This window comes from Pseudomonas sp. H3_C08 (genome assembly GCF_054669455.1).
Window position 1 is genome coordinate 2,230,717 of sequence record NZ_CP162803.1, and the last position, 26,229, is coordinate 2,256,945.

The window sequence follows — 26,229 nt, forward strand, 5'->3', positions numbered from 1 at the left end:
GGCTATTAATAGTCGACATGCCTGTCATTGATTCCGCACCAGGGGCGGCATTGGCAAAATCCATGAAAAAACTACTGCCAACGTCTCACTCAAGCTGAATTTTCCGGTGCAGAGTACCAGTCTTTCCCCGTAAGATTCATGCCGGCCATTGTTCTCATATGGCTGCTCTCGTCAAGCTTGATGACTCTGCCAGGACTCCAGATGAATCGTAATGACCTGCGTCGTGTCGACCTGAACCTGTTGATCGTATTCGAAACATTGATGCACGAACGCAGTGTGACCCGGGCGGCAGAAAAGCTCTTTCTCGGTCAGCCAGCAATCAGTGCGGCCCTTTCGCGCCTGCGCAGCCTGTTCGATGACCCGCTATTTGTACGCACCGGGCGCAGCATGGAACCGTCCGCCCGCGCGGTGGAAATCTTCGCCCTGCTCTCGCCGGCCCTCGATTCGATTTCGACCGCCGTCAGCCGTGCGGCCGAATTCGACCCGGCGACCAGCACCTCGGTATTTCGCATTGGCCTGTCCGACGACGTCGAATTCGCCCTGCTGCCAATGCTGCTCAAACGCCTGCGCGCGGAAGCACCGGGAATCGTGCTGGTGATCCGTCGCGTCAATTACATATTGATGCCGGGCCTGCTGGCCTCCGGCGAGATATCCATTGGCGTCAGCTACACCACAGACCTGCCGGCCAATGCCAAGCGCAAAATCCTGCGCCGCAGCGCGCCAAAATTGCTGCGCGCCGATACCGTGCCGGGGCCGTTGAGCCTGGACGACTATTGCGCGCGTCCGCATGCGCTGGTGTCGTTTGCTGGCGATCTCAGTGGCTTTATTGATGAAGAGCTGGAGAAACTGGGGCGCAAGCGGCATGTGGTGCTAGCGGTGCCGCAGTTCAATGGTTTGAGTACGTTGCTCGCGGGCACCGACATCGTGGCGACCGTACCGGATTACACGGCGGATGCGCTGACGGCGGCTGGTGGGGTTCGGGCGGAAGATCCGCCGTTGCCGACGCGCACGTTTGAACTGCACATGGCTTGGCGTGGATCGCAGGATAATGATCCGGGTGAGCGGTGGTTGCGGTCGCGGATTCAGATGTTTTTTGGCGATCCAGATAGCCTGTGAATCCGCGCTGGCAGTTCTGAATATTATTGAACGCAAGCGTAGCTTGCGGCATTCTTCGCAACGAAATTTCCAGGGACGGTAAAATTTGATGCGTACTTCACGTATGCAAGCGCTTGTGCCCCTCGCCTCTTCAAACACCACCGGTGTGATTGAAGGCGAACACTCGCATCCGTCCGGATGCACATGGGGTCAATGTCTCGCAGAGCTGACACCACATCCTCACCATTCCCGATTACTACGACCACCAAGGCTGTCGATCCAGCGAACAGCCCTGGCTGTTCTACGATACGGCTACTCATCACGGCTGCCCGATCTGCCCTCTTGAAACGGAACTTCGCATGAGCGGAAACCTGCTGCACGCCTCACGGACCCCACTAGCTGCCCTCTTCCGGGACATGGCACGAATCCCATTGCCAGTGGCTCGCCCAATGTGAACTTTGACGGGCTTGCTGCCGCCCGGATGACCGACAAATCCGCTTGTGGCAGTCCGATCACGGGAGGCGTCAGCTCGACCGTTTTCATCAATGGTTTGAATGCTGCGACGATCGACAGCACGGGCGGACACGGCAACATCGTGGTGGGCGGTTCCGGAACAGTCATCATCGGCGACACCTTCGTCTCGGCACCTTTCAGCGGTCTGCTGCCGATGCCGGTGCACTTCAGCGACAAGATCAAATTGATCGACGAAAGCACCGGTGAGCCAATGCCTAATCATGCCTACGCGATCCAGCGCGCAGATGGCAGTTTCGAATACGGCACCAGTGATTCGCTGGGGTTCACCCACGTCGTGAGTTCACACGTGGCAGAAACCTTCAAACTATTTCTGGAAGATTGAAAACATGCCGGCAGAGCAAATCCAGCTTCCCAATGGAAATACCGCGAGTCTGGCCGTCACGCCGACGTTAACACTCGTGAAGGATCAGTCGGTAAAGACGGCTCCCGTTCCCGTAAAGAAGGCGATCGTTTTTTTCATTGGTGGGGCTGCCGACCAAGAGAAATACTATTTTCAAGGCGCGTTCCACAATATCGACGACGCAAAAAAACAGCTCGACGGCAAAATTGCCGCCAGCGCCAAGCTGCCGGCGAAGTACACGGGGTTCCCTAAAAGTTATAAAGATGCAAGGGGTTCCGGCGATATCCAGACTCACTTCATCGACAACATTCCCAGCAAATCCTGTCCGGTTTACATCGTCGGCCACAGCCTCGGCGGATGGAACGGCGCACATCTGTCACAGATCCTTTCCGAAGCCGGTTACACCATCAAATATCTGGTGACACTCGATCCAGTGGGTGAAGGATTCCTGGTATGGCTGGGTTCCGACATCTATTTTTCGGAGCCAACGCCTGTCGCTGAAACATGGATCAACATCCGGGCCAACGCCAGTACACCTGACCAATCTGACGGTGTCGCAGAATTCGGGGAGCGTTGGATGATCGAGTCTGGTCCGACCATCAACAAGACCATTGATAGGCACCATGCATCTGCTGACTGGATGTTTATAGAACCTGTGCAAGGGACGAAGTCCGCCTGCGATCTGATTTTTGACTCAATCAACGGTATTTTCGGCCAATGAACAGCTTCCGCGCGGTCATTTACCTGGGCGTTCTACTCTGCACCGGCTGCGTAAAAACGGCCAGCATTCCGCCCGCCGACCTCACGCTATCGTCGTTTGAACTCGGCCCCGCCAATCTGTTCACGGCCCACTTCAACTCCACTGTGGATTTGCAGAACGCTTTCAATGATTACGAAAACTCCAACCAGCTCAACCCTACCCTGATCTGCTCTCTCAATCGCGACATGGAGTTCTCATCCGAGCATTCAATCGCGGTAAAAGCCGAAGGGCGAGTGAACGCAAGCGGTCAAGCCAGGCCCAATTACAAGTTTTCCTCCGACCTGATCTTCTACTACACCAATCCGGATGGTACGCAACGCGACTTGAATGACTACGACGCCATCAAACCGTTGCTGACGTCGCAAACTTCCATCCCGTGCAAAGTTCGCATAACCGCCTATGGGTATGAGGCCTATTACACGAATACGTTATTCATCCCCTCCAGGATCATGATTGAACAGATCTTCAGATAGCCGCGCTTTGCTGAACCTGGCGCAAGGATTTGGAGAAGCGCTGGTCGTCAGGTGAGCCCCCACAAAAAAGCCCGGAAACCTTCCCCGGGCTTTTTCATTTGTGCGCCTCTTTTGCATTTTTGTGCGACACATCCCCTTTCAGGACTCCCGCAAGGCTCTGACACGGTGTTAGGTTGTAAGCGTATGTGTCTCAACCTTGAGACACGCCTAACTCACTGCCCTGCAAAGGAATGCCCTTCGTAATGAATATCCCTTTCAAAAAACTGGCTGCCACCACGTTGATGCTGGCCGGTCTTGCCGTGTTCACGGCGCCCGCGCAAGCCAATATCACCCCGCAGCAGAGCGCTGAAATTCTCAAGACTTACAGTGCAGACAAAGCCACAGACTTCAGTCAGTTCCTCGGCAGCCTGAGCAAGAGCGATCTGGCGAAAACCGCAAACATTGGTCCGGCAATTGGCGCCTATCTCGATAACAAGACTTTAAACGCCGATCAGCAGAACGAAATCTATCGTCTGCTGGGTCTCTACACGCGAGCGAAATACAGCGCTGCCGCCACTGAAACCCTGCGCGAACTGGTGGAAATCCCGACCTTTCGCAAGGACGGCGTTGAGCAGCACGACAACCCGGAATTCATCAAGATCGCGGCGAAGATCAAAAGTCTCGCCGAGTCGTTCAATCTGAAATTCCGCAACATCGACAACCGAGTCTACGAGATTTCCCTCGATGGCAGCGGTGATGAAGTGGTTGGTATTCACGCGCACGCCGACGTGGTGCCGGTGACGCCGGAAAACTGGGTGCTCAAGGATGGCACTCGCCTCGACCCGTTCAAGATCACCCTGATCGGCGATCGCATGTACGGTCGCGGCACCGAGGATGACAAGAACGGTATCGTCGTCACGCTGTATGCCATGAAAGTCATCAAGGAAGAAAAACTGCCGCTGGTGCGCAACTTCAAGTTGCTGGTCGACACCACCGAAGAAACCACGGGCGACGCGATCCCTTACTACTTCGAACGCAACCCGACGCCAAACTACAACCTGGCGCTGGACGGCGGCTACCCGGTGGTGATTGCCGAGAAAGGCTACGGCACCGTCATGGCCAACTTTGCCAAGCGCAAAGGTGAAGGCAAAGGCGCGGAAATCATCTCGATGACCGGTGGCCTGGCAACCAACCAGATTCCGTCGGCGTCGGTCGCCACCCTGGTAACCGACAAGCCTGCGGAACTGGCCGCCAGTCTGCAAAAGGCCGGTGACGAGTTTGCCAAGCGCAATGGCGGCGATTTCCAGGTGAGCGCCAAGGTCGACGGCAAAGACGTCAAACTCACCGTGACTGGCGTATCTGCGCACTCCTCCGAGCCCGAATCCGGGGTCAACCCGGTCGCGCGGATGCTGGTCTTTATCAATAGCCTTGATGGCAAAGTCGCGTTCAAGCACAACCACATCACCGATGCCGCACGTTACGCTGCCGACAATTGGGGTCTGGATTACCTGGGCAACAAGTTGAATGTCGGTTTCTCCGATGCCTTCATGGGGCCGCTGACGACCTCGCTGACCTACGTCGGCATGGACGAAAAAGCGTTCAAACTCGCGGTCAACCTGCGCGTTCCGAAAGGTAAGTCGCCGGAGAAGCTCAAAGCTGAAATCGCTGAGAAACTGGCGGCATGGAGCAAGAAGAGCCATGTAGCCGTTGCCTTCGACTATTCGATCGCCGAGCCGATGTACCGCAACCCTGAAGGTGAATGGGTCAAGGCGCTGCTGGCGGTATCGACTGAAAACCTCGGTATGAAGCACGAGTTCGGCACTTCCGCTGGCGCCACCTCGGTGCATGAATTGCCGAACGGCGTGCAATTCGGTCTGGCCATGCCGAACGTGAAATACACCGGTCACACCGATGGCGAGTTCAAGACTGTGGAGCAATTCCAGCTGGATCTGCAGATCGTGACGGAAATGATGGGACGCATCGGCCAGTTGCCGAAACTCTGACCGCATTGTCGAACCCGCCGCCATGGCGGGTTCGGCATTTTTAATCCCCGCGTAATCCCCGCCGCGCAGCCTCGCTCCTGACTTTTGCAGGTCAGGCAACAGAGAATTGCCACCAAGTAGATTGATAGCCACCTAACGAAAGGTGCATGCTAGAGGGCTCGTTCGGGTCTTATATCATTCCGAATGATAGTTACCTTTGCTTCATTCGATTCGTGCCATCACACCCCGCCGAGCATCATCCGCCCATCTTCAATACATTGGCGGATGCATCCATGGAACAGTCACTCAAACATTTGCGCTTCCCGTTGGCCATGTTGGCCGTACTGGTGATGAGCGCCTGCGGCAAGACTCCGGAGACTGCCGCCACTATGCCCGCTGCGAAAGTCAGCGTGGCCAAGGTGCTCGAGCAACCGGTCAACGAGTGGGACGAATTCACCGGGCGCCTCGAAGCGCCGGAAACCGTTGAAATCCGTCCACGGGTCTCCGGCCAGATTGATGACGTCGCTTTCACTGAAGGCGCACTGGTCAAGAAAGGCGACCTGCTGTTCCAGATCGATCCGCGTCCATTCCAGGCTGAGGTACGCCGCCTCGAAGCCCTGGTCGCTCAATCCCGCGCCAACGCCACCCGCAGTGAAAACGAAGCCGGTCGTGGTGAACGCCTGCGTGCCAGCAACGCCATTTCCGCCGAACTGGCCGACTCGCGCACCAGCGCCGCTCAAGAAGCTCGCGCCGCCGTCGGTGCCCTGCAAGCGCAACTGGATCTGGCCAAACTGAACCTCAGCTTCACCCGCGTCACCGCGCCGATCAGTGGCCGCGTCAGCCGTGCCGAGATCACCGCCGGTAACCTGGTGACCGCCGACACCACGCCGCTGACCAGTGTGGTTTCCACCGACCGTGTTTATGCCTACTTCGACGCCGACGAGCGTGTGTTCCTCAAATACACCCAGCTCGCCCGTAACGGTCAGCGCGGCGCGACCACCCCGGTGTACATGGGCCTGTCCAACGAAGACGGCAACCCGCACCTCGGTCAGATGAACTTCGTCGATAACCAGGTCAACCCGAAAACCGGCACCATTCGTGGTCGCGCGGTGTTCGACAACAGCGATGGCACCTACACCCCGGGCCTGTACGCACGCCTGAAACTGGTCGGCAGCGGCACCTACAACGCCATGCTGATCAACGATGAAGCGGTCGGCACTGACCTGGGCAAGAAGTTCGTACTGGTGATGGATGCGGACAACAAAACCGCGTACCGCGCCGTTGAACTGGGTCCGAAGATCGAAGGCCTGCGCATCGTCCGTACCGGCCTGAACAAGGACGACACGATCATCGTCAAGGGTCTGCAACGGGTTCGTCCTGGCTCCCCGGTTACCCCTGAAGTGGTGCCGATGGCCAGCGAACAGACCATCGCGGCACTCGCTCAACAACGTCAAGCGCTGGAAGCCAGCAACCTGCCCAAAGTCGCTCCTGCCAAAGGCGCGTCTGGTTCGGTTGTGAAGCTGGCCGCTACGACCCCACGCGGTTAAGGGACGACAACTCCGATGAATTTTTCCCAATTCTTCATTTCACGGCCGATCTTCGCAGCGGTGCTGTCGCTGTTGATCCTGATCGCCGGTGCAATCTCGCTGTTCCAGCTACCGATCAGCGAATACCCGGAAGTCGTGCCACCTACCGTGGTGGTACGTGCCAACTTCCCGGGCGCCAACCCTAAAGTCATCGGTGAAACCGTGGCCGCTCCGCTGGAGCAGGCCATCACCGGCGTCGAGAACATGCTGTACATGTCCTCGCAGTCGACCGCCGACGGCAAGATCACCCTGACCATTACCTTCGCCCTGGGCACTGACCTGGACAATGCGCAGGTGCAGGTGCAAAACCGGGTGACCCGTACCGAGCCGAAACTTCCCGAAGAAGTGACGCGCATCGGTATCACCGTCGACAAAGCGTCGCCCGACCTGACCATGGTTGTGCACTTGACCTCCCCGGACAAGCGCTACGACATGCTCTACCTGTCCAACTACGCGATCCTCAATATCAAGGATGAGCTCGCTCGTCTGAACGGTGTCGGCGACGTACAGCTGTTCGGTATGGGCGACTACTCGCTGCGTGTCTGGCTTGACCCGAACAAGACCGCTTCGCGCAATCTGACGGCGACTGATGTGGTCACCGCAATTCGTGAACAGAACCGTCAAGTCGCGGCCGGTCAACTCGGTGCGCCCCCTGCCCCGAATGCCCAGAGCTTCCAGCTGTCGGTCAACACTCAGGGCCGACTGGTCAGCGAGGAAGAGTTCGAGAACATCATTATTCGCGCAGGCGACAACGGTGAAATCACTCGCCTCAAAGACATCGCTCGCGTTGAGCTGGGCTCCAGCCAATACGCGCTGCGTTCGTTGCTGGACAACCAGCCGGCAGTGGCCATTCCGATCTTCCAGCGCCCAGGCTCCAATGCCATCGACATCTCGAACGAAGTTCGCGGCAAGATGGACGAGCTGAAGAAAAACTTCCCGCAAGGCATGGATTACAGCATCGTCTATGACCCGACGATCTTCGTGCGAGGCTCGATCGAGGCGGTGGTTCACACCCTCTTCGAAGCACTGATTCTCGTGGTGCTGGTGGTGATCCTGTTCCTGCAAACCTGGCGTGCCTCGATCATTCCGCTGGTGGCAGTGCCGGTGTCGTTGATCGGTACGTTTGCGGTGATGCACCTGTTCGGCTTCTCGCTCAACGCTTTGTCGCTGTTCGGTCTGGTACTGGCGATCGGTATCGTGGTGGACGACGCCATCGTGGTGGTGGAGAACGTCGAGCGCAATATCGAGCTCGGATTGAATCCGGTCGAAGCCACCAAGCGCGCCATGCGTGAAGTGACCGGCCCGATCGTTGCCACGGCTCTGGTGCTGTGTGCGGTGTTCATTCCGGCCGCGTTTATCTCCGGCCTCACCGGGCAGTTCTACAAGCAGTTCGCACTGACTATTGCAATCTCGACCGTGATCTCGGCGTTCAACTCGCTGACCCTGTCGCCAGCACTGGCCGCTGTGTTGCTGAAAAGCCATGACGCACCGAAAGACCGCTTCTCCAAAGTGCTCGACAAGATCTTCGGTGGCTGGTTGTTCCGTCCGTTCAACCGTTTCTTCGACCGTGCCAGCCATGGTTATGTCGGCACCGTGCGCCGGGTTATCCGTGGCAGCGGCATCGCCCTGCTGCTGTACGCAGGCCTGATGGTGCTGACCTTCTTCGGTTTCTCCAGCACCCCGACCGGTTTCGTACCCGGCCAGGACAAGCAATACCTGGTGGCTTTCGCGCAATTGCCGGACGCTTCTAGCCTGGATCGCACTGAAGACGTGATCAAGCGCATGTCCGACCTGGCGCTGAAACAGCCAGGCGTGGAAAGCGCCGTAGCGTTCCCGGGCCTGTCGATCAACGGCTTCACCAACAGCCCGAACGCCGGCATCGTCTTCGTGACCCTGAAACCGTTCGACGAACGTAAAGATCCGAGCATGTCCGCCGGTGCAATTGCCGGAGCCTTGAACGGCCAGTACGCGAACATTCAAGAGGCGTACATGGCGATCTTCCCGCCACCGCCGGTACAAGGTCTGGGCACCATTGGTGGTTTCCGCCTGCAAATCGAAGACCGGGGCAACCTGGGCTACGACGAGCTGTACAAAGAGACCATGAACATCATCAACAAAAGCCACAGCGTGCCGGAACTGGCCGGGCTGTTCACCAGCTACACAGTGAACGTGCCTCAGGTCGATGCCGCCATCGACCGTGAAAAAGCCAAGACTCACGGCGTGGCCGTCAGCGACATCTTCGACACCCTGCAGATCTATCTGGGTTCGCTGTATGCCAACGACTTCAACCGCTTCGGGCGCACCTATCAGGTCAACGTTCAGGCCGAGCAACAGTTCCGCCTCGAATCCGATCAGATCGGTCAGCTGAAAGTACGCAACAACAAAGGCGAAATGATCCCGCTGGCGACCTTCATCAAGGTCAGCGACACCTCGGGTCCGGATCGCGTGATGCACTACAACGGCTTCATCACTGCAGAAATCAACGGCGCGGCTGCCCCGGGCTACAGCTCCGGCCAGGCCGAGAAAGCCATCGAGAAACTGCTGAAGGATGAACTGCCAAACGGCATGACCTACGAGTGGACCGACCTGACTTACCAGCAGATCCTGTCCGGCAACACCGCGCTGTTCGTGTTCCCGCTCTGCGTACTGCTGGCGTTCCTGGTGCTCGCCGCTCAATACGAAAGCTGGAGCCTGCCACTGGCGGTGATCCTGATCGTACCGATGACCCTGCTGTCGGCCATCACCGGCGTGATCATCTCGGGCGGTGACAACAACATCTTCACCCAGATCGGCTTGATCGTACTGGTGGGACTTGCCTGTAAGAACGCGATTCTGATCGTCGAGTTCGCCAAGGACAAACAGGAAGAAGGCCTCGATCCGCTCGCGGCGGTACTCGAAGCCTGCCGCCTGCGTCTGCGGCCGATCCTGATGACCTCCTTCGCGTTCATCATGGGTGTGGTGCCACTGGTGTTCTCCAGCGGTGCCGGTGCCGAGATGCGTCACGCCATGGGTGTGGCGGTGTTCTCCGGCATGCTCGGGGTGACCTTCTTCGGTCTGTTGCTGACGCCAGTGTTTTACGTACTGATCCGTAACTTTGTCGAACGCGGCGAAGCCCGCAAAGCGGCCAAAGCTCTGAAACTGGAGGCGCAACAATGAGTCTGAAAGTCTTCCTGCCGAGTCTGCTGGTGCTGGCCCTCAGTGCCTGCGCCGTCGGCCCCGACTACAAGACCCCAGCCACGGAGGCAGCCAATATCACGGCCGCCACCGACGGCGCCGCCGGGCAAAAGAACTTCGACCGTTCTAAATTCGAAGGCATCTGGTGGCAGCAATTCGACGATCCGACCCTCAACCAGTTGGTGACCCAATCACTGCAAGGCAACCGTGAACTGCGCGTGGCGTTCGCCCGCTGGAAAGCCGCCCGGGCGATCCGCGACGACGCCAGCAACGATGCGATGCCGACCATCACCAGCCGCGCCAGCAGTGATCTGGCCAAGGGGCAAATCCCTGGCCAGACCACCGACCGAGTCAATAGCGAACGCTATGACCTCGGTCTGGACATGGCCTGGGAGCTGGACCTGTTTGGTCGCATCCAGCGCAATCTGGAAGCCAGCGACGCCGACCAGCAAGCGGCCGAAGCCGATCTGTACCAACTGCAAGTCACCATGATTGCCGAACTGGTGGACGCCTACGGTCAACTGCGTGGTGCGCAACTGCGCGAAAAGATCGCCGTGGCCAACCTGAAAAACCAGGAAGAGTCGCGCAAGATCACCATCAGCCTGCGAGACGCCGGTGTCGGTGATCAGCTCGATGTCGAGCGCGCGGATGCGCGTCTGGCCAACGTTGAAGCCACTGTGCCGCAATTGCAGGCTGAACAGGTTCGGCAGAAAAACCGAATCGCCACCCTGCTCGGTGAGCGTCCGGACAAGCTGACCGTTGATCTGAGTCCAAAAGACTTGCCGGCGATTGCCAAGGCCTTGCCGATTGGTGATCCGGGCGAACTGCTGCAGCGTCGTCCGGACATTCTCAGCGCCGAACGCAAACTGGCTTCGGCCACGGCGCGTATCGGCGTGGCGAAAGCCGATCTGTTTCCACGGGTCAGCCTCAGCGGCTTCCTCGGCTGGACGGCCGGGCGTGGTTCGCAGATCGGTTCCTCGGCGGCCAACGCCTGGGCACTCGGCCCGAGCATTACGTGGGCAGCGTTCGACCTTGGCAGCGTGCGCGCGCGTTTGCGTGGCGCCGATGCTGATGCCGAAGGCGCATTGGCGACTTACGAGCAACAAGTGCTGCTGGCACTGGAAGAATCGGAAAACGCCTTCAGCGATTACGGCAAGCGTCAGCAACGCCTGATCTCGTTGATCCGTCAGAGTGAATCAAGCCGCAAGGCTGCTGACCTGGCTGAAATCCGCTATCGCGAAGGCACCACGGACTTCCTCGTACTGCTCGACGCTCAGCGTGAACGTCTGAACGCCGAAGACAGTCAGGCCCAGGCCGAAGTCGACCTGTATCGCGGCATCGTCGCGATCTACAAGGCCCTTGGCGGCGGCTGGCAACCGGAGACTGTCGCCAGCAAGTAATCGATTGTTAAAGAGCTCCTTTGGTTGGCCGCAACCAACCAATTTTTTTGCCCCGCGTATCATTCGGTCGCGGGGCTTTTTTTATTTTTGATCAATGAAATCTTGTGGCAGCGAGCCTGCTCGCGAATGCGGTGTGTCAGGCGACACCATCGGGGCTGTTCCATTGCTTTCGCGAGCACGCTCGCTCCCACAGGGTTAACGGTGTTCTTCAGATTGGGTGTTTTCCAGCACGGTGACGGTCGCTGTGGTGCCCGCACGCAAGCGGTTTTTGCCGGCGTAGTCGCCATCGATTTCGATCCGTACCGGCACCCGCTGCGCGAGTTTTACCCAGGTGTAACTTGGATTGATGTTGGCCAGCAGCCGGCTGCCCGGTGCGTTTTCGCGGTCGGCAATGGCGAAGGCAATGCTTTGCACCGTGCCGCCGAACGTCTCCCCGCTCATCAATTGCACGCGTACCCGATCGCCCTCGCCGATTCGTGGCAGCTTGGTTTCTTCGAAATAACCACTGATGTAGAACGAGTCACTGTCGACCAGCGCCAACAAAGCACCGCCGCTCACCGCGTAGTCACCTTCACGGGTCAGGAGGTTGGTCACGTAACCGCTGACTGGGGACTCGACGCGGGTGCGCTGCAAATCCAGTTCGGCCTGGGTCATTGCGGCAATCGCCAACTGCACGTTCGCCTCTGCGAGGCCGAGATTGGCTTGATTGCGCAGCAGATCCGCCTGGGCTACCGCCACATCGGTACTGGACTTCTCCCACTCCTCCCCGGAAATCGCAAAACCCTGCTTGAGCGTACGCCGCCGACGCTCTTCGCTTTGCCGCTGCTTGAGCAAGGCTTCACTGGCAACAATGGCCGCTTGCGACTGCCCCAGCGTTGCCTTCGCCACTTCCACCGAACGCCGCGAGTGCTCTACCGCCAGGCGGTAGCGCGCCGGGTCGATCTCCATCAACAGCTGCCCCTTCTGCACATGCTGGTTGTCCTGCACCGCCAGACTGACAATACGCCCCGACACATCCGCCGACAGCGTCACCACGTCTGCCCTGACCCGGGCATCGCGAGTCCATGGCGCGCGCGTGTAATGTTCCCAGGCAAACCAGCCGAGGACGATCGCCAGCAACACCACTGCCAATGTAATCAATCGCGTGAATAGCACTTTCAAGGCATCAGGCTCCCATCAGCAAAATCAGCGTGGCACACACACAGGCATACAAGGCGCCCTCGAACAGCGCCTCATGCCAGACCAGACGCAACACGCCCAAACGCCGCAATCCCCAGTCCAGCAGCATGAATATCGGGATGGCCAACAATAGCGCCTGAGCAATGGGCGGCAGATAGACACCGCCAATCTCGAAATCAATGGGCAAGGGCTGCTTCTCCTTCCGGAACAGAATGCTGGATGGCGTCACCGTGGCGCTGCAGGAATGACACCACGATCAGCAGGGCCACGCGCATACGAAACAGCGACCACACATGCTCATGGCTGGCGACGTGCAGTTCATCCAGCTCGTCGCCCAATGTGTGTAGCGTGGCCAACAATGGCGCCAGTTGAACGTCCTGCCGCCCGGCGACAAAGCGCCCGGTCTTGCGCACGGCCGAAGCCAGACGCTGATTGAAAGCGTCCGTCAGCAATGCATTGTTGTGTGCCTGCTGCCTCAATTGATGCATCGCTACACCCAGAGCTACGCAAGCCAGACTGATTTCATACAGTTGCTGCATGGGCCGGCTGTTCACCGCCGGCAGCAGGCCGAGCATGCTGGTCAGGCGATCGACCATGCGGCTTTCAAAGGCAAACTGTTGCTCATCGGTCGCGGGGGCTTTGGTCAGCGCATACACCTGCTCGCGCGCTTCGTTATACAAACGGCGAAGGCGCCACGCCGGGCGAAACGGGAAAATCCACGCATAAACGATCAGGGCAAGCATGGCCGCACTGACATAGGCGCCGGCAAATTCGAACCATTGAATCGCGGTGTTCTGCCCGGTACCAACATTCTGCGGACCGAGCATCAGGAAACTCGACAACCCCAGCCCCATGCCGATGCCTGCCGTCGCCGGGCTGGCCAGACCGATCGCGATCACATACAGCAGCGGCGCCAGCAGCATTGCCAGCAGCTCGAAATCACTGATCGCCGGCACCAGCATGAATTGATAGAACGCCGAGACCACCAGCGCCAGCCCCAGGCCACGGGCGTAACTCTGCGCGGCCATCAGCGGGCGCGGGAACGTCGCCATCAGCGAGCAGAGGATTCCCACCAGAATCATCCCGCCCCGCGCGCCGTCCCACGCGGTTTCGATCCAGATCAACCCGGCGACCAGCAGCGCGGTGAACGCACGGATCGCATTCATCGACGCCAGGGTGAAATCCAGATGCAGAGGGCTGACCTGACCGCGATAAAGACAACTGGCCTCGCGCCCTTCCTGAATCGCATCGCTCAGTTCAAGGATTTGCTCCAGTTGCTGCAACAGCCGCGCCTGTTCCCAGCGCAGCGCCCAGGCCAGCGAGCGCAAGGTGGCGCTCATGTTTTCAGTCAACTGCTCGGCCTGATACGCCAACGCTTCGAACTGTTGCTGCAGCTTGACGAAGTGCTGGCGTGCGGGTTCGGGCAGCGCTCGCCCCTGCTCCGCCAACTGATCGAGCAGCGCCAGCTCTTCGGCGCGCAAGCGCTGGATGTCCAGCGGCAGATCGCCTTCCCAGCGTTCGGTAAGCAGTTCGCGCTGATGACGTAATGCGGTCAACCGAGAGGTCAGCAGCATCAGTTGGTTGCCCAACAGCAGCACCAGATGGCTGGCGCTGCGCAAGCGCGGCGCATCGAAATACAAGTGCCGCCGCAGGCCTTCAAGGGCGCTGATCTCGCCGAGCAGTTGCATTTGCCGGCGCTGGAACTCCGCTTCGCTTTCCTCCGTGCGAAGCACTGCCGCGGCATGGCTGGCGGCCAGTTTGATCACCTGATCGACTTTGGCGAAATACCCCTTGGCCACCGCTTGCGGCCGCGCCGTCAGCAGACTGACCACACATACACACGCCACGGCCAGCAAGGTTTCCGTGACGCGGGTTACCGCCAACAGAAACGTGCCGTCCTGGTCGGGAATTGCCAATAGCGCCACGACCACAGCGGTGTAACCACTGAGCACAAACGCTTGCGAGCTGGTGTAGCGCAGCAACGTGCCGCCGGCCGTGCACAGCGCCAGCCACAGGGCCAGGGTGGTAATGAATGGCAGCGGGGCCTGGGGAAAGATCGCCATGATCACTACCGCCACCGCTGCCCCAAGCGTCGTGCCGATCACCTGGCCGAAACTGCGTGCCAGCGCCATCCCGGCCAACGGCTGGCTGACAATGACCACCGCCATGATCGACCACTTGGGCTGATCGAGATCGAACAGAAACGCCAGATACAGCGTCAGCAACCCCGCCGCAATGGTCCGCAGGGCAAACAGCAGGACGGCCTGACCAGGGTGAATCACGGCCTTGAAGTAATTGAACAGGGCTTGCATGGGCACACTCATCGAAGCGACTTCTGCAAGCGTAGACACTTCAACCAAAGACTGACGGGTAACTGAGTCGACGCAGTTTGTAGGGCGATTCGCATGCAAGAGTTTGACTCATGGCCGAAGCTGACCGAAGCTTGCCGCTCTGCTCAAGAACGCCTGTTTCGGAAACCTGCATGCCTCAGTCTCGCCGCTACTTGCTTATCAGCCTGGGCCTTGTGCTTGTCGTCATTGTCGCGTGGTTGTCCGTGCGCAGCACCGTGCCGGTCATACCCGATGCGATCAAACACGGCTATAGCGAGGCGTTGGATGCCGCGCGCAAGGGTCAACCGGGCGCGGCGCGTCAGTTGTATCAGCAACTGGGCCGTCCGGACATTTCGGTCAAGCGCCGCGTGTGGCTGCATGGCGAGCTGCCTAACTACCCAAGTCCACAGGCGTTGAAGCTGGCCGATACAGACCTGCAAAACGAATCCCCCGCCGTGCGGCTGGCGGCGATCAAAAGCGTGGTCGGACTGGTGCCGGGCGGGCAACGAAGCCTGTTGCTCGGGCCAATGCTCGAGGATGAGGATCAAACTGTTCGCTTCGCCGCGATCAACGCCCTGCTCGGCTTGACCCCGGATGAGCTGGGGCTGTATTTCGCGCCGCTGCAACAAGCGATCGACGGTTGGGAGCAAACGCTCAAGGCATTGCCGGAAAGCGCTGCCAACTACGCGCAACTGGCCCGACTGCATCTACACAACGCCGAACTCAAGGAGGCACAGGTCGCGCTTGAGAATACCCTGCGCATGGATCCCGGCAATCTGCAGGCGCTGGTGATGCAGATCGATGTCCTCGATCGCCAGGGCCAAACCGATGCCGCCCGCCAATTGCTGGGCCAACAACTCAAGGCACAACCAGACTCGGCTTATCTGCAACATGCCTTGGGCCTTTGGCTGTTGCACCACGATCAGCGCGAATACGCCCTGCTCGGTTTGTCCAAAGCCGTGGAGCTTGAGCCGGACAACAAGGATTATCGCTACGACCTCGCCACCACCCTGCACAGCGCCGAAGAACTGGAAGCGGCGCAGAAGCAATTGCAGGAAATCGTCCAGCGCCACCCCGCCGACCGCAAGGCGCGGGTCTTGCTGATCAATTACTGGAAGGAAAGCGGACAACTGCAGAATGTGCAGATCCTGCTGGCGCAACTGGAGCAGCTGAACCCGGATGATCCTGAGTTACAGCAAGGCCTCTGAAGTACTTTTGACCGCTCGTTGGACACATCCGGCAAGGAATTTCGGAACTGCCATCACGCCATAGGGTCAAGTTAATCAGGCCGCTCAATTAGTTGGCGGCCTCGCTTCCCTTAGTCATGAGAGGGCATTTTTTGTCTACTTCTAACGAGTTGATCAGTGCGAAAGCCGCTACCGGCATTGTGGGTCTGGATGACATCCTGGCCGGTGGTTTGTCTCGCGGTCATGTTTTTTTGCTGGAGGGTGAGCCCGGAACCGGCAAAACCACGGTCGCGTTGCATTTCCTCCTGGCCGGCGCGAAAGCCGGCGAACGCTCGTTGTACATCACGCTCTCGGAAACCGAGCGCGAACTGAGGCAAGGGGCGTCGTCCCACGGCTGGACGCTGGATGACAACATCAAGATCTTCGAGTTGACGCCCCCGGAAAGCCTGCTCAATGCTGAGCACCAACAGAGCCTGCTGTATTCCTCCGACCTGGAACTGGGCGAAGCCACCAAGCAGATTTTCGAAGCGGTCGAACGCTTCAAGCCCACGCGTGTGGTGCTCGACAGCCTGTCGGAGATTCGTTTGCTGGCGCAGAGTTCGTTGCGTTATCGCCGGCAGATTCTGGCCATCAAGCATTACTTTGTGCGCTACAACGCCACGGTTCTGCTGCTTGACGACCTGACCACCGAATCCCTCGACAAAACCGTGCACAGTGTGGCCCACGGGGTGATCCGCCTCGAAGAGCTGACGCCTAACTACGGCGCCGAGCGGCGACGCGTGCGAGTGGTCAAGTACCGAGGCCAGAAATATCGCGGCGGTTTCCACGACTTCACCATCATGGGCGACGGCGTGCACGTGTTCCCGCGTCTGGTGGCGGCTGAACACCGTGGCGACTATGCGCGCTTGCAACTGTCCAGTGGCATCCCGGAAATGGACGCCCTGCTCGGCGGCGGCATCGAGACCGGCTCCAGCACGCTGATTCTCGGCCCTGCCGGTACCGGTAAATCGCTGATCTCGATGATCTTCGCCGCCGCTGCCGTGCTCCGTGGCGAGAAAGCTGCACTGTTTATCTTCGATGAAGAACTGGGCCTGCTGTTCGAGCGCATGAAAAACATCGGCATCGACCTCAAGGCCCTGCAGGCGACCGGCAATCTGTTGATCGAACAGGTCGACGCCGCCGAACTGTCACCGGGCGAGTTCTCCCACCGCGTGCGCCGCTGTGTCGATGAAGGTCAAATCAAAACCGTGGTTATCGACAGCATCAACGGCTATCAGGCAGCAATGCCGGAAGAAAACGCGCTGGTACTGCACATGCACGAACTGTTGCTCTACCTGAACCGCAAAGGCGCGGCGACGTTCATGACGGTTGCCCAGCATGGTCTGGTCGGCGACATGCAAGCGCCGGTCGACATTACTTATCTGGCTGACACGGTGATTCTGTTGCGCTACTTCGAAGCACTGGGCAAAGTCCGCCGCGCGATCTCGATCATCAAGAAACGCACCGGCAGCCACGAATCGACCATTCGTGAATACCGCATTTCCACGCAAGGCATGACCATCGGCGAACCGCTGGAAGCCTTTCAGGGTGTACTGCGCGGCGTCCCCACCTACCTCGGCGCGAGTAACCCGTTGTTGCAGGAAGAGCGCTTGTGACGGTCCAGGTTCCGCTGGCCGAACGGGCGCTGATTCTGGCGCCCGTGGGTCGCGACAGCCAGATTGCGCAGATGATCCTCAACGAGGCGGGTTACGGTGGAGTCGTCACTCCAAGTCTGAGTTCGTTGTGTACGGAACTGGAAATCGGTGCCGGTCTGTTGCTGGTCGCCGCTGAAGCGTTGCGCGGGCCGGAACTGGAAGCGCTGTTCCTGTATCTGCAAGAGCAACCTGCCTGGTCGGATCTGCCGATTGTGCTGTTGACTCATCACGGTGGCCAGGAACAAGGCCCCTCCTCACGCCTCAGCGATCTGCTGGGCAACGTGACGTTCCTTGAGCGACCGTTTCATCCGGCGACGCTGGTCAGTATGGTTTCCGCCGCATTGCGCGGCCGTCGACGACAATACGAAGCCCGCGACCGGCTGATCGATCTGAGTGAAAGCGAACGGCGCCTGCAGTCGACTCTGGAAACCCTTGAGCAACAGGTCGAAGAGCGCACCGCACAACTGCGCCACAACGAAGAAGCGCTGCGCCAGTCGCAGAAAATGGAAGCGGTCGGCCAGCTCACCGGTGGTATCGCCCACGACTTCAACAACATGCTCACTGGCATCATCGGCAGTTTTGAGTTGTTGCGTCGACGTCTGGCCCGTGGTCGCACCGATGACCTCGACAGCCTGATCGATCTGGGCGTGACTTCGGCCAACCGTGCCGCCGGTCTGACCCACCGCTTGCTGGCGTTTTCGCGTCGGCAGTCGCTCGACTCCAAAGCAGTGCAGATGAACGCCCTGGTGCAGTCCATGGGCGAGTTGCTGCAACGCAGCCTCAACGAAAGCATTCAGCTGGACATGCGCCTCAACGACAATCTGTGGGTTGCGGAGGCGGATCCCAATCAACTGGAAAGCGCCCTGCTCAATCTGGTGATCAATGCCCGCGACGCGATGCCCGACGGCGGCAAACTGGTGGTCGAGACCAGCAACCAGGTGCTCAAGCGCGAATTCACCGAGGCCTACAACAACCTCGAACCCGGTGATTACGTGATGCTCAGCGTCACCGACAACGGCAGTGGCATGCCACAAAGTGTCATCAACCGTGCGTTCGACCCTTTTTTCACCACCAAACCGATCGGCCAGGGCACGGGACTGGGCCTGTCAATGATCTACGGTTTCAGCAAGCAGTCACGCGGCCATGTCTCGATCGACAGCGAGATCGATGAAGGCACCACAGTGAGACTGTACTTGCCGCGCTTTCGCGGCGAAGAACTGGCCAGCCCCGTCGCCGATATTCCGCAATTGCCGGATGCGCTTGACGGCGAAACCGTGCTGATCGTCGAAGACGACCCCGCCGTGCGCGTGCTGGTCTGCGCGGTACTCGGTGAGTTGGGTTATGCCTTCGTCGAGGCCTGGGATGCGGACAGCGCGGTGCCGATTCTGAACTCGACGCAGCGCATCGATCTGCTGATCAGTGATGTCGGTCTGCCGGGCATGAACGGCCGGCAACTGGCGGAGGTTGGTCGACAATATCGGCCAGGTCTGAAGGTCCTGTTTATCACCGGATACGCCGAGCACGCGGGAGTGCGTGGCGGGTTCCTCGATTCGGGGATGCAGATGATCACCAAACCGTTCACTTTCGACCTGTTGACCGCCAAAGTGCGGGAGATGATCAAAAGCTGATAATACTGAAACTGTAGCTGCCGCAGGCTGCGATCTTTTGATGTTGATCGTTAAAAAAGATCAAAAGATCGTCCGATCGCGGCCCGAGCCTGCGGCAGCTCCTACACAGATATCAGGCGAGCAATTCCTGAATCTTTTCCTGCAACACATCCAGGTCGAACGGCTTTTCCAGGATCGGCGCCTTGCGCGTGATCGGGCTGCCGGTTTCGCGGATTTCCTGCGGATAACCGCTGATGAAAATCACTTTAAGGTCCGGGCGCAGCTTGACGGCCGGCTCGGCGATCTGCACACCGGAGATCCCGCCGGGCAAGCGGAAATCGGTGATCAACATGTCCAGATGTGGCTTGCTCGCAAGAATCTCGAACGCCTGCTCGCCGTTTTCGGCCTGCAACACGCGATACCCCTGCCCTGACAGGTAATCCGTCAGGACCATCAAGATAACCGGTTCGTCCTCGACGACGAGTACTACATCTTGTGCATCTACGCTCATGGGAAGCCTTTGTTCGGTCAATAGCTGCTGATACGACCGTGTGGTCACTCAGAGGTTGCGTCGGATTTGCCGTTTTCCTGGATTGGCAGACAAACGCGAAACAGGGCGCCTTCGTTGATTTCACTCTCGACGACGATGGAACCGCCATGGGCGGCGACGATCTGCTCGGAAATGAACAGACCCAGCCCGAGCCCGGCCACTACCGTCTTGGCGGAAACCCGTTCGAACTGTTGAAAAATACGCTTCTGGTTGTCCTGGCTGATGCCGATGCCACGGTCCTGCACCTCGATCCGCGCTTCATCACCTTCACAGTAAACCCGCACCTGAATCGGGCTGCGACCGCCGTAACGCAGAGCGTTAGTCAGTAGATTGGTGACTACCTGCTCGATGCGGAACTCGTCCCAATGGCCTTCCACCGGTACTGGCGCGGTAAACGACACTTCGGTTTCAGCGGCTTCGATCTGTTGCGCAAAGTTTTGCAGCAGGTTGCTGACCAGTTGCACCAGATCGAAACGACTCGGTCGGATCGACAATTTGCCGGTGCGAATGCGCGACACGTCGAGCATGTCTTCGATCAGGCGGATCAGGCTTTTGATCTGCCGTTCATCGCGGTCGACCATGGCGTGCATCTTGTCGAGGGTGAACGCCGCAGCGTTGTCCCGAGCCAAGTGCATCTTGCGCAACTGGGTTTCGAGGATCAGGCCGTTGAGCGGCGTCCGCACTTCGTGGGCAACGATCGACATGAAGTCATCACGCATGCGCACGGCCTGCTCCAGCTCCAGCTGGGTGTTCTGCAGTTTTTGCAGCAGCGCTTCCTGCTCGCGACGGGCCTGCTCCAGGGCTTCAAGCTGTTGCTTGAGCGCTTTGCTCTGGCGGTACAGATCGACGAAGACATTGACCTTGCTTTTGACCGCATGGATATCCAGCGGTTTGTGCAGAAAGTCCACCGCCCCGCTCTCGTAACCCTTGAACGCGTAATTCAGTTCACGGCCGGCGGCGCTGACGAAAATGATCGGGATATTCTTGGTTTTCTCGGTACCACGCATCAACTCGGCGAGTTCGAAGCCATTCATGCCCGGCATCTGCACGTCGAGGATGGCCATGGCGAACTCATGTTGCAGCAACAACGACAGCGCTTCATCCGCCGATAGAGCTTTATAGACGGTACGGTCTTCGCGCTTGATCAGCGCTTCGAGCGCCAGCAGGTTCTCCGGCAGATCGTCGACGATCAGCAGTTTGGCTTGGATATTACTCAGCATGCGATTCGTTCCAGCTCGACAAGCAGACGGCCGATGCCGTGAATGGGTAGGACATGATCCGGCTGCTGAATCTTCAGTGCAGCCAAGGGCATGGTGGCGACTTGCGCGTCTTCGGGGTCCTGGACGATGGTCAAACCGCCGCAACGCTTGACCTCGGCCAACCCGCGCGCGCCATCGTGATTGGCGCCGGTCAGCAGTACAGCGGCCAGGGAAGAACCGTAGGCGTCGGCGGCCGATTCAAACAGATAGTCGATCGATGGCCGTGAATAATGCACGCGCTCCTCCAGGCTCAACGAGAGGCTGCGATCCTGCTCCACCGACAGGTGATAACCCGGCGTGGCGAAATACACGTTGCCGGCAACGATATCCTGTTTGTCGGCAGCCTCGTGCACTGGCATCTCTACACGCCGGGAGAAGACCTCGGCCAATTGGCTGCGGCGCTCTTCGGGCAGGTGCAGGACCACAATGATCGGCAACCTGTAGCCTCGGCGCAGCGGTCCGAGCAGGCTCAGCAGCGCCTCGACGCCACCGGCGGAAGCTCCGACCACTATTGCCTCGACGCGAGGTAAATCCACAGCCTCATTCATGTTTTACGGTAGATCCGTTCTTGTTTGACCAGCGCTTCGAACTGATTCGCGTAACCGGAGAAATCCAGCGTTTCCTTGCTGCCCAGCACTAGAAAGCCGCGGTGGCACAGCGATTCATGAAACAGACCAAAGGCGCGGTCCTGAAGTTTCTTGTTGAAGTAAATCAGTACGTTGCGACAGGAAATCAATTGAGTTTCGGAGAACACGCTGTCCGTCGCCAGACTGTGGTCGGCGAAGGTCACGTTCTCACACAGGCTCTTGTCGAAAATCGCGTAACCGTAAGCTGCAGTGTAGTAGTCGGCAAACGAGCGCTGGCCACCAGCCTGCTGATAGTTGGCCGTGTACGCACGAACATTCTCCATTGAGAAAATCCCCTGCTTGGCCTTGTCCAGCGAGCGCGGGTTGATATCGGTGGCATAGATGATCGTGCGATCGAGCAGGCCTTCTTCGCGCAACAGAATCGCCATCGAATAGACCTCCTCGCCCGTGCTGCACCCGGCGATCCAGATCTTGATCGACGGATAAGTGCGCAACAGCGGCACCACTTCCCGGCGAATCGCGAGGAAGTGCGAAGGGTCACGAAACATCTCGCTGACCGGAATCGTCAGCAATTGCAACAACTGCATGAACGCTGTCGGGTCATGCAGAACCTTTTCCTGCAATGCCGAAATGGTCGCGCACTCGAACTGGCTCAGCGCGTGCTGCACCCGGCGCTTGATCGAAGCGCCGGAGTAATCGCGAAAATCGTAGCTGTACTTGAGGTAGATCGCCTCAATCAACAAGCGCAGTTCGATTTCACTGTTTCGTTCGGCTGGCGTACTGCGTTCCACTAAATGCGTTCCATTTTTGGTAACCACACGCGAATCAGCGAGAACAGGCGATCCAGGTCGATAGGCTTGGCCAGGTAATCATTGGCGCCTGCCTGCAGGCAGCGCTCCTGATCGTCTTTCATGGCCTTGGCCGTCACCGCGATGATCGGCAGTTTGCGCCAGCGCGGATCCTTGCGGATTTCAATGGTGGCTTCAAAACCATCCATTTCCGGCATCATCACGTCCATCAACACCAGATCGATGTCCTCGACTTCATTGAGTCTTTCAATCGCCTCACGCCCGTTACGGCCGATGACCACGACTGCGCCTTTGGTCTCCAGAGCGCTGGTGAGGGCGAAAATGTTGCGCACATCGTCGTCCACCAACAGCACTTTGCGACCCTCGAAGACCTTGTCGCGGCTGCGCGCGGTCTTGAGCATCTTCTGCCGTTCATGGGACAACTGCGATTCGACTTTGTGCAGAAAGAGTGTGACCTCGTCCAGCAAGCGCTCTGGCGAACGTGCGCCCTTGATGATGATCGAGCGCGAATACTTGCGCAGTTCGGCCTCTTCATCGCGGGTCAGGTTGCGCCCGGTGTAGACGATAACCGGCGGGAACGAGCAGATGTCCTCGGTGGACATGCGCTTGAGCAGATCATTGCCGAGCATGTCCGGTAACTTCAGGTCGATGACCATGCAGTCGTAGATCGTGGTGCGCAGCAGCTCCAGCGCGTCCTGCGCGAGGCCGACGGCGGTGATTTCGATGTCTTCGTCGCCGATCAGACGGGCAATGCTTTCGCGCTGCAAATCGTCGTCCTCGACCAACAGCACGCGTTTGACCTTTTGGGTCAGCTTGGCTTCGAGACGGGCGAACACGTCCTTGAGCTCTTCGCGGGTGGTCGGTTTGACCGCATAGCCGATCGCGCCCATGTGCATTGCCGCTTCGACACGGTCCTCGACGGAAATCACATGCACCGGGATGTGCCGGGTTCCAGCGTGTTCCTTCAGGCGTTGCAGCACGGTGAGGCCGGAGTGATCCGGCAGGCGCATGTCGAGCAGGATCGCGTCCGGCACGAACTCTTTGGCGAGGTCGTAACCTTCGTCCGCGCCATGGGCCACCAGGCACTGATAGCCCAGTTCATGCGCCAGATCGTAGAGGATGTGCGCAAAGTTCGGCTCGTCTTCCACTACCAGAATGCAGCGCGTGGCGAATGGCGCCTTGTTGCGGTCATCGGCGAAGCGCGGAATATGCACCGGCGCCAACGGCGAAACAACCGGCGCCAGTGGCGCGCTGGCCACCGCCGCTGGCGGGGTAAAGGTCAACGGTGCGAACGCAACTTCATTGGCCTCGTTGAACTGCTGCGGCAGCAGCAATGTGAACACACTGCCCTGCCCCGGTGTGCTGCTGACGCTGATCGAACCGCCAAGCAAGGTCGCCAGATCCCGCGAAATCGACAGGCCCAGACCGGTGCCACCGTACTTGCGGTTGGTGGTGCCGTCGGCCTGGCGGAAGGCTTCGAAAATGCTCTCCTGCTGGTCGGCAGCGATGCCGATACCCGAATCGCGCACGATGAACGCGACCCGATCATCCGGCTGGCCGGCGACGGTCAGGCTGACCGCGCCCTTCTCGGTGAACTTCACGGCGTTGGACAGCAGGTTCTTGATCACCTGCTCCAGCCGCTGACGGTCGGTGTAGAGCATGCCCGGTGCGCCAGGTTGCACATCGACGCTGAAGGTCAGCTGTTTGTCCGCCGCCAAAGGTTCGAACACGCTGCGCAGGCCATCGGCCAGACGCGCCACGCTGGTGTTCTCCGGAATCACTTCGAGCTTGCCCGCCTCGACCTTGGAGATGTCCAGAATGTCGTTGATCAGGTTGAGCAGATCGTTGCCGGCGGAATAGATCGACTCGGCAAACTTGACCTGTTCGGCGCTGAGGTTGTCCTGTGGGTTCTCCGCGAGCAACTTGGCCAGAATCAACGAACTGTTCAGCGGCGTGCGCAGTTCGTGGGACATGTTGGCGAGGAATTCGGACTTGTACTTGCTCGAGCGTTGAAGCTCTTCGGCGCGCTCTTCGAGTTGTACCTGAGCCTGATTGAGTTCGGTGTTTTTCAGATCCATGGCGTCGCGTTGTTCGGCCAGCGTCTGCGCCTGTTCGGCAAGTTGCTCGTTGGTCTGTTCCAGTTCGACTTGCTGGGTTTCCAGATGCGCCTGGGATTCCTTGAGAATCCGCGACTGCTCTTCCAGTTCTTCGTTGGCGGTTTTCAACTCTTCCTGCTGCACCTGCAACTCTTCGTTGAGTTGCTGGGTTTCCGCCAGCACTTCCTGCAAACGCTGACGGTAGCGCGCGGCTTCGATGGAGGTGCCGATATTGCCGGCAATCAGTTCCAGCAGTTCGATATCGCGATCCGAGAGCGGACGCAGGAAACCCAGTTCGATCACGCCATTGACGCGGTCGTCATCACTGGTCGGCACCACCAGCACACTGTGCGGCAAGCCCTCGCCCAACCCGGAGCTGACTTTGAAGTAGTCCGACGGTACCGAATCCAGACGGATCAACCGCGCCTGCTGCGCCACTTGGCCAACAATGCCTTCGCCGCTGTAGATCGATTGGTCTTGCTCTTCCTGCTCGCGGGAGAAACCGTAAGTGGCCACACGCTTGAGGCCGCCGTGTTCTTCACGCACATACAGTGCGGCCACGGCGGTGCCCAGATATTGCGCGCAGAATTGCAGAATATTGCGCCCCAGCAAATTCAGCGTCAGTTGCCCCAGCACCTGCTCGGCCAGTTCGGTCTGACCATTGCGCAACCACGCCTGCTGCTCCAGACGTTCGGCACTGGCTTGTTGGGCGGCAAGGTTGGCGCTGTAGTTGGTCGACAGGTTGACCAGATCACGCCGGCCGATATAGGCCAGCAAACCACTGATACCGGCAATGAACACCAGATAGAGGCTGATGCTCCAGATCGTGGTGCGGCGCACGTCTTCATTACGCGTGGTGCGCAGGACCTGTTCGGTCTCGATAACGTCTTCGAATTGCTTGCGGATCTCGTCCGTCAGGCGTTTGCCGCGTCCGGCCTTGACCGCGCCCCGGTAATCGCCACTGGAGCGCTGCAGATCGATCATCGACTGGGCGTAATTGGACCACTCAACCTGCAAAGCTTGCAGACGGCGCAGACGATCGGTTTGTACAGGGTTGTCGGCGGTCAGTTCGAGCAAGGTACTGAGGGCCACCGCGATGCGCGGCTTGGCCGTTTCGTACGGGTCGAGGAAATGCTCGTCGCCGCTGAGCAGGAAACCACGCATGCCGGTTTCAAGGTCCACGGTCAGCTTCACCGCTTCGTTGGCGTTATTGATCACCCGGTCGGTGTGCTCCACCCACTGGATTACCGACAGCAGATAAGTGATCAGCGACACGAAGAACACGGCACTGAGCACACCGACGCCCAAAGGCAGACTGATGTTGCGACTCAGGAGTTTGCGAAACCGTTGCTCATCAACCGTAGACGGAGAGGACATGGGGCAGCCTTGTCGAACTGTTGAAAAACCGGCAGTTTGCCCCAAAACGACGGCGTGGATCCATTTTTCTCACATCTTTCGCCGCAAATTCCTACATGCACCAGCACCTTTACAGCCTTGAACAGTTATCCTTGCGACCCCGTCTGCGGCTATGCTTTTTTTGTCTCGGGCAGGGAACTTGTGGCACTGCGCCACTTACTGATGAAAGAGCCCGGCACTTTTGATCGACCG

The 26,229-nt window shown here is 58.9% G+C and carries 18 protein-coding genes and 1 pseudogene; 11 read left to right on the forward strand and 8 right to left on the reverse strand.

The window, feature by feature from the left end; translation table 11 throughout:
* Window positions 1-201 precede the first annotated feature (201 nt).
* From AB4N74_RS10215 to AB4N74_RS10250, 8 genes and pseudogenes are all read left to right on the forward strand, one after another.
* Window positions 202-1,116 carry a LysR family transcriptional regulator gene (locus AB4N74_RS10215; RefSeq protein ID WP_460099869.1) on the forward strand — a complete coding sequence of 305 codons (915 nt, stop codon included), beginning with the start codon at window positions 202-204 and terminating at the stop codon, window positions 1,114-1,116.
* A gap of 346 nt (window positions 1,117-1,462) precedes the next feature.
* Window positions 1,463-1,951: pseudogene (locus tag AB4N74_RS10220) on the forward strand (PAAR domain-containing protein); the annotation flags it as partial.
* A gap of 4 nt (window positions 1,952-1,955) precedes the next feature.
* The gene (locus AB4N74_RS10225; RefSeq protein WP_186621559.1) at window positions 1,956-2,690 is read left to right on the forward strand and encodes an alpha/beta hydrolase family protein; all 735 of its coding nucleotides are present in this window, start codon (window positions 1,956-1,958) and stop codon (window positions 2,688-2,690) included.
* Complete coding sequence (locus AB4N74_RS10230; RefSeq protein ID WP_093431292.1) at window positions 2,687-3,202, forward strand: hypothetical protein; 516 nt, start codon at window positions 2,687-2,689, stop codon at window positions 3,200-3,202. Before AB4N74_RS10225 ends, AB4N74_RS10230 begins: the two co-directional genes overlap by 4 nt.
* Before the next feature lie 242 nt (window positions 3,203-3,444).
* Window positions 3,445-5,184: a dipeptidase gene (locus tag AB4N74_RS10235; RefSeq protein ID WP_460099873.1), complete on the forward strand. Its 1,740-nt coding sequence runs from the start codon at window positions 3,445-3,447 to the stop codon at window positions 5,182-5,184.
* A 272-nt stretch (window positions 5,185-5,456) separates the two neighbouring features.
* The gene (gene mexE, locus AB4N74_RS10240; RefSeq protein WP_093431287.1) at window positions 5,457-6,710 is read left to right on the forward strand and encodes a multidrug efflux RND transporter periplasmic adaptor subunit MexE; all 1,254 of its coding nucleotides are present in this window, start codon (window positions 5,457-5,459) and stop codon (window positions 6,708-6,710) included.
* Window positions 6,711-6,725: 15 nt separating this feature from the next.
* Window positions 6,726-9,905, forward strand: a complete 3,180-nt coding sequence (locus AB4N74_RS10245; RefSeq protein WP_099759239.1) for an efflux RND transporter permease subunit — start codon at window positions 6,726-6,728, stop codon at window positions 9,903-9,905.
* Window positions 9,902-11,323, forward strand: coding sequence for an efflux transporter outer membrane subunit (locus tag AB4N74_RS10250; protein ID WP_116255504.1), 1,422 nt, complete (start codon window positions 9,902-9,904; stop codon window positions 11,321-11,323). Before AB4N74_RS10245 ends, AB4N74_RS10250 begins: the two co-directional genes overlap by 4 nt.
* A 195-nt stretch (window positions 11,324-11,518) precedes the next feature.
* On the opposite strand, the gene AB4N74_RS10255 is transcribed toward AB4N74_RS10250, so the two are convergent.
* The 3 genes from AB4N74_RS10255 to AB4N74_RS10265 are packed head-to-tail and all read right to left on the reverse strand — an operon-like array spanning window position 11,519 to window position 14,814.
* Complete coding sequence (locus AB4N74_RS10255; protein ID WP_186621554.1) at window positions 11,519-12,484, reverse strand: HlyD family efflux transporter periplasmic adaptor subunit; 966 nt, start codon at window positions 12,482-12,484, stop codon at window positions 11,519-11,521.
* A 4-nt stretch (window positions 12,485-12,488) separates the two neighbouring features.
* The gene (locus AB4N74_RS10260) at window positions 12,489-12,689 is read right to left on the reverse strand and encodes a DUF1656 domain-containing protein (protein ID WP_007914938.1); all 201 of its coding nucleotides are present in this window, start codon (window positions 12,687-12,689) and stop codon (window positions 12,489-12,491) included.
* Window positions 12,679-14,814 carry an FUSC family protein gene (locus AB4N74_RS10265; RefSeq protein WP_460099878.1) on the reverse strand — a complete coding sequence of 712 codons (2,136 nt, stop codon included), beginning with the start codon at window positions 14,812-14,814 and terminating at the stop codon, window positions 12,679-12,681. Before AB4N74_RS10265 ends, AB4N74_RS10260 begins: the two co-directional genes overlap by 11 nt.
* Before the next feature lie 170 nt (window positions 14,815-14,984).
* On the opposite strand from AB4N74_RS10265, the gene AB4N74_RS10270 reads away from it, so the two are divergent.
* From AB4N74_RS10270 to AB4N74_RS10280, 3 genes are all read left to right on the forward strand, one after another.
* Window positions 14,985-16,040, forward strand: coding sequence for a tetratricopeptide repeat protein (locus AB4N74_RS10270; RefSeq protein ID WP_257355214.1), 1,056 nt, complete (start codon window positions 14,985-14,987; stop codon window positions 16,038-16,040).
* 131 nt (window positions 16,041-16,171) lie between these two features.
* On the forward strand, window positions 16,172-17,674 hold the full coding sequence (locus AB4N74_RS10275) for an ATPase domain-containing protein (protein WP_093431272.1): 1,503 nt from the start codon (window positions 16,172-16,174) through the stop codon (window positions 17,672-17,674).
* Window positions 17,671-19,341: an ATP-binding protein gene (locus tag AB4N74_RS10280; RefSeq protein ID WP_460099883.1), complete on the forward strand. Its 1,671-nt coding sequence runs from the start codon at window positions 17,671-17,673 to the stop codon at window positions 19,339-19,341. The genes AB4N74_RS10275 and AB4N74_RS10280 overlap by 4 nt, the downstream gene beginning before the upstream one ends.
* Before the next feature lie 112 nt (window positions 19,342-19,453).
* On the opposite strand, the gene AB4N74_RS10285 is transcribed toward AB4N74_RS10280, so the two are convergent.
* The 5 genes from AB4N74_RS10285 to AB4N74_RS10305 are packed head-to-tail and all read right to left on the reverse strand — an operon-like array spanning window position 19,454 to window position 25,998.
* A complete protein-coding gene (locus tag AB4N74_RS10285) occupies window positions 19,454-19,831 on the reverse strand; it encodes a response regulator (protein WP_003225116.1) in 378 nt (125 codons plus the stop codon).
* Window positions 19,832-19,875: 44 nt separating this feature from the next.
* The gene (locus AB4N74_RS10290) at window positions 19,876-21,090 is read right to left on the reverse strand and encodes a hybrid sensor histidine kinase/response regulator (RefSeq protein WP_093431264.1); all 1,215 of its coding nucleotides are present in this window, start codon (window positions 21,088-21,090) and stop codon (window positions 19,876-19,878) included.
* A complete protein-coding gene (locus tag AB4N74_RS10295; protein ID WP_099759244.1) occupies window positions 21,084-21,677 on the reverse strand; it encodes a chemotaxis protein CheB in 594 nt (197 codons plus the stop codon). Before AB4N74_RS10295 ends, AB4N74_RS10290 begins: the two co-directional genes overlap by 7 nt.
* Window positions 21,674-22,507, reverse strand: a complete 834-nt coding sequence (locus AB4N74_RS10300) for a CheR family methyltransferase (RefSeq protein WP_093431257.1) — start codon at window positions 22,505-22,507, stop codon at window positions 21,674-21,676. The genes AB4N74_RS10295 and AB4N74_RS10300 overlap by 4 nt, the downstream gene beginning before the upstream one ends.
* Window positions 22,507-25,998: a response regulator gene (locus tag AB4N74_RS10305; protein WP_460099887.1), complete on the reverse strand. Its 3,492-nt coding sequence runs from the start codon at window positions 25,996-25,998 to the stop codon at window positions 22,507-22,509. Before AB4N74_RS10305 ends, AB4N74_RS10300 begins: the two co-directional genes overlap by 1 nt.
* Window positions 25,999-26,229 lie beyond the last annotated feature (231 nt).

Bases quoted from the DNA above. Each gene is read 5' to 3' on its own strand.
- AB4N74_RS10215 (WP_460099869.1), top strand. From the start codon at position 202: ATGAATCGTAATGACCTGCGTCGTGTCGACCTGAACCTGTTGATCGTA.
- AB4N74_RS10225 (WP_186621559.1), top strand. From the start codon at position 1,956: ATGCCGGCAGAGCAAATCCAGCTTCCCAATGGAAATACCGCGAGTCTG.
- AB4N74_RS10230 (WP_093431292.1), top strand. From the start codon at position 2,687: ATGAACAGCTTCCGCGCGGTCATTTACCTGGGCGTTCTACTCTGCACC.
- AB4N74_RS10235 (WP_460099873.1), top strand. From the start codon at position 3,445: ATGAATATCCCTTTCAAAAAACTGGCTGCCACCACGTTGATGCTGGCC.
- mexE (WP_093431287.1), top strand. From the start codon at position 5,457: ATGGAACAGTCACTCAAACATTTGCGCTTCCCGTTGGCCATGTTGGCC.
- AB4N74_RS10245 (WP_099759239.1), top strand. From the start codon at position 6,726: ATGAATTTTTCCCAATTCTTCATTTCACGGCCGATCTTCGCAGCGGTG.
- AB4N74_RS10250 (WP_116255504.1), top strand. From the start codon at position 9,902: ATGAGTCTGAAAGTCTTCCTGCCGAGTCTGCTGGTGCTGGCCCTCAGT.
- AB4N74_RS10265 (WP_460099878.1), bottom strand. From the start codon at position 14,814: ATGCAAGCCCTGTTCAATTACTTCAAGGCCGTGATTCACCCTGGTCAG.
- AB4N74_RS10270 (WP_257355214.1), top strand. From the start codon at position 14,985: ATGCCTCAGTCTCGCCGCTACTTGCTTATCAGCCTGGGCCTTGTGCTT.
- AB4N74_RS10285 (WP_003225116.1), bottom strand. From the start codon at position 19,831: ATGAGCGTAGATGCACAAGATGTAGTACTCGTCGTCGAGGACGAACCG.
- AB4N74_RS10290 (WP_093431264.1), bottom strand. From the start codon at position 21,090: ATGCTGAGTAATATCCAAGCCAAACTGCTGATCGTCGACGATCTGCCG.
- AB4N74_RS10295 (WP_099759244.1), bottom strand. From the start codon at position 21,677: ATGAATGAGGCTGTGGATTTACCTCGCGTCGAGGCAATAGTGGTCGGA.
- AB4N74_RS10305 (WP_460099887.1), bottom strand. From the start codon at position 25,998: ATGTCCTCTCCGTCTACGGTTGATGAGCAACGGTTTCGCAAACTCCTG.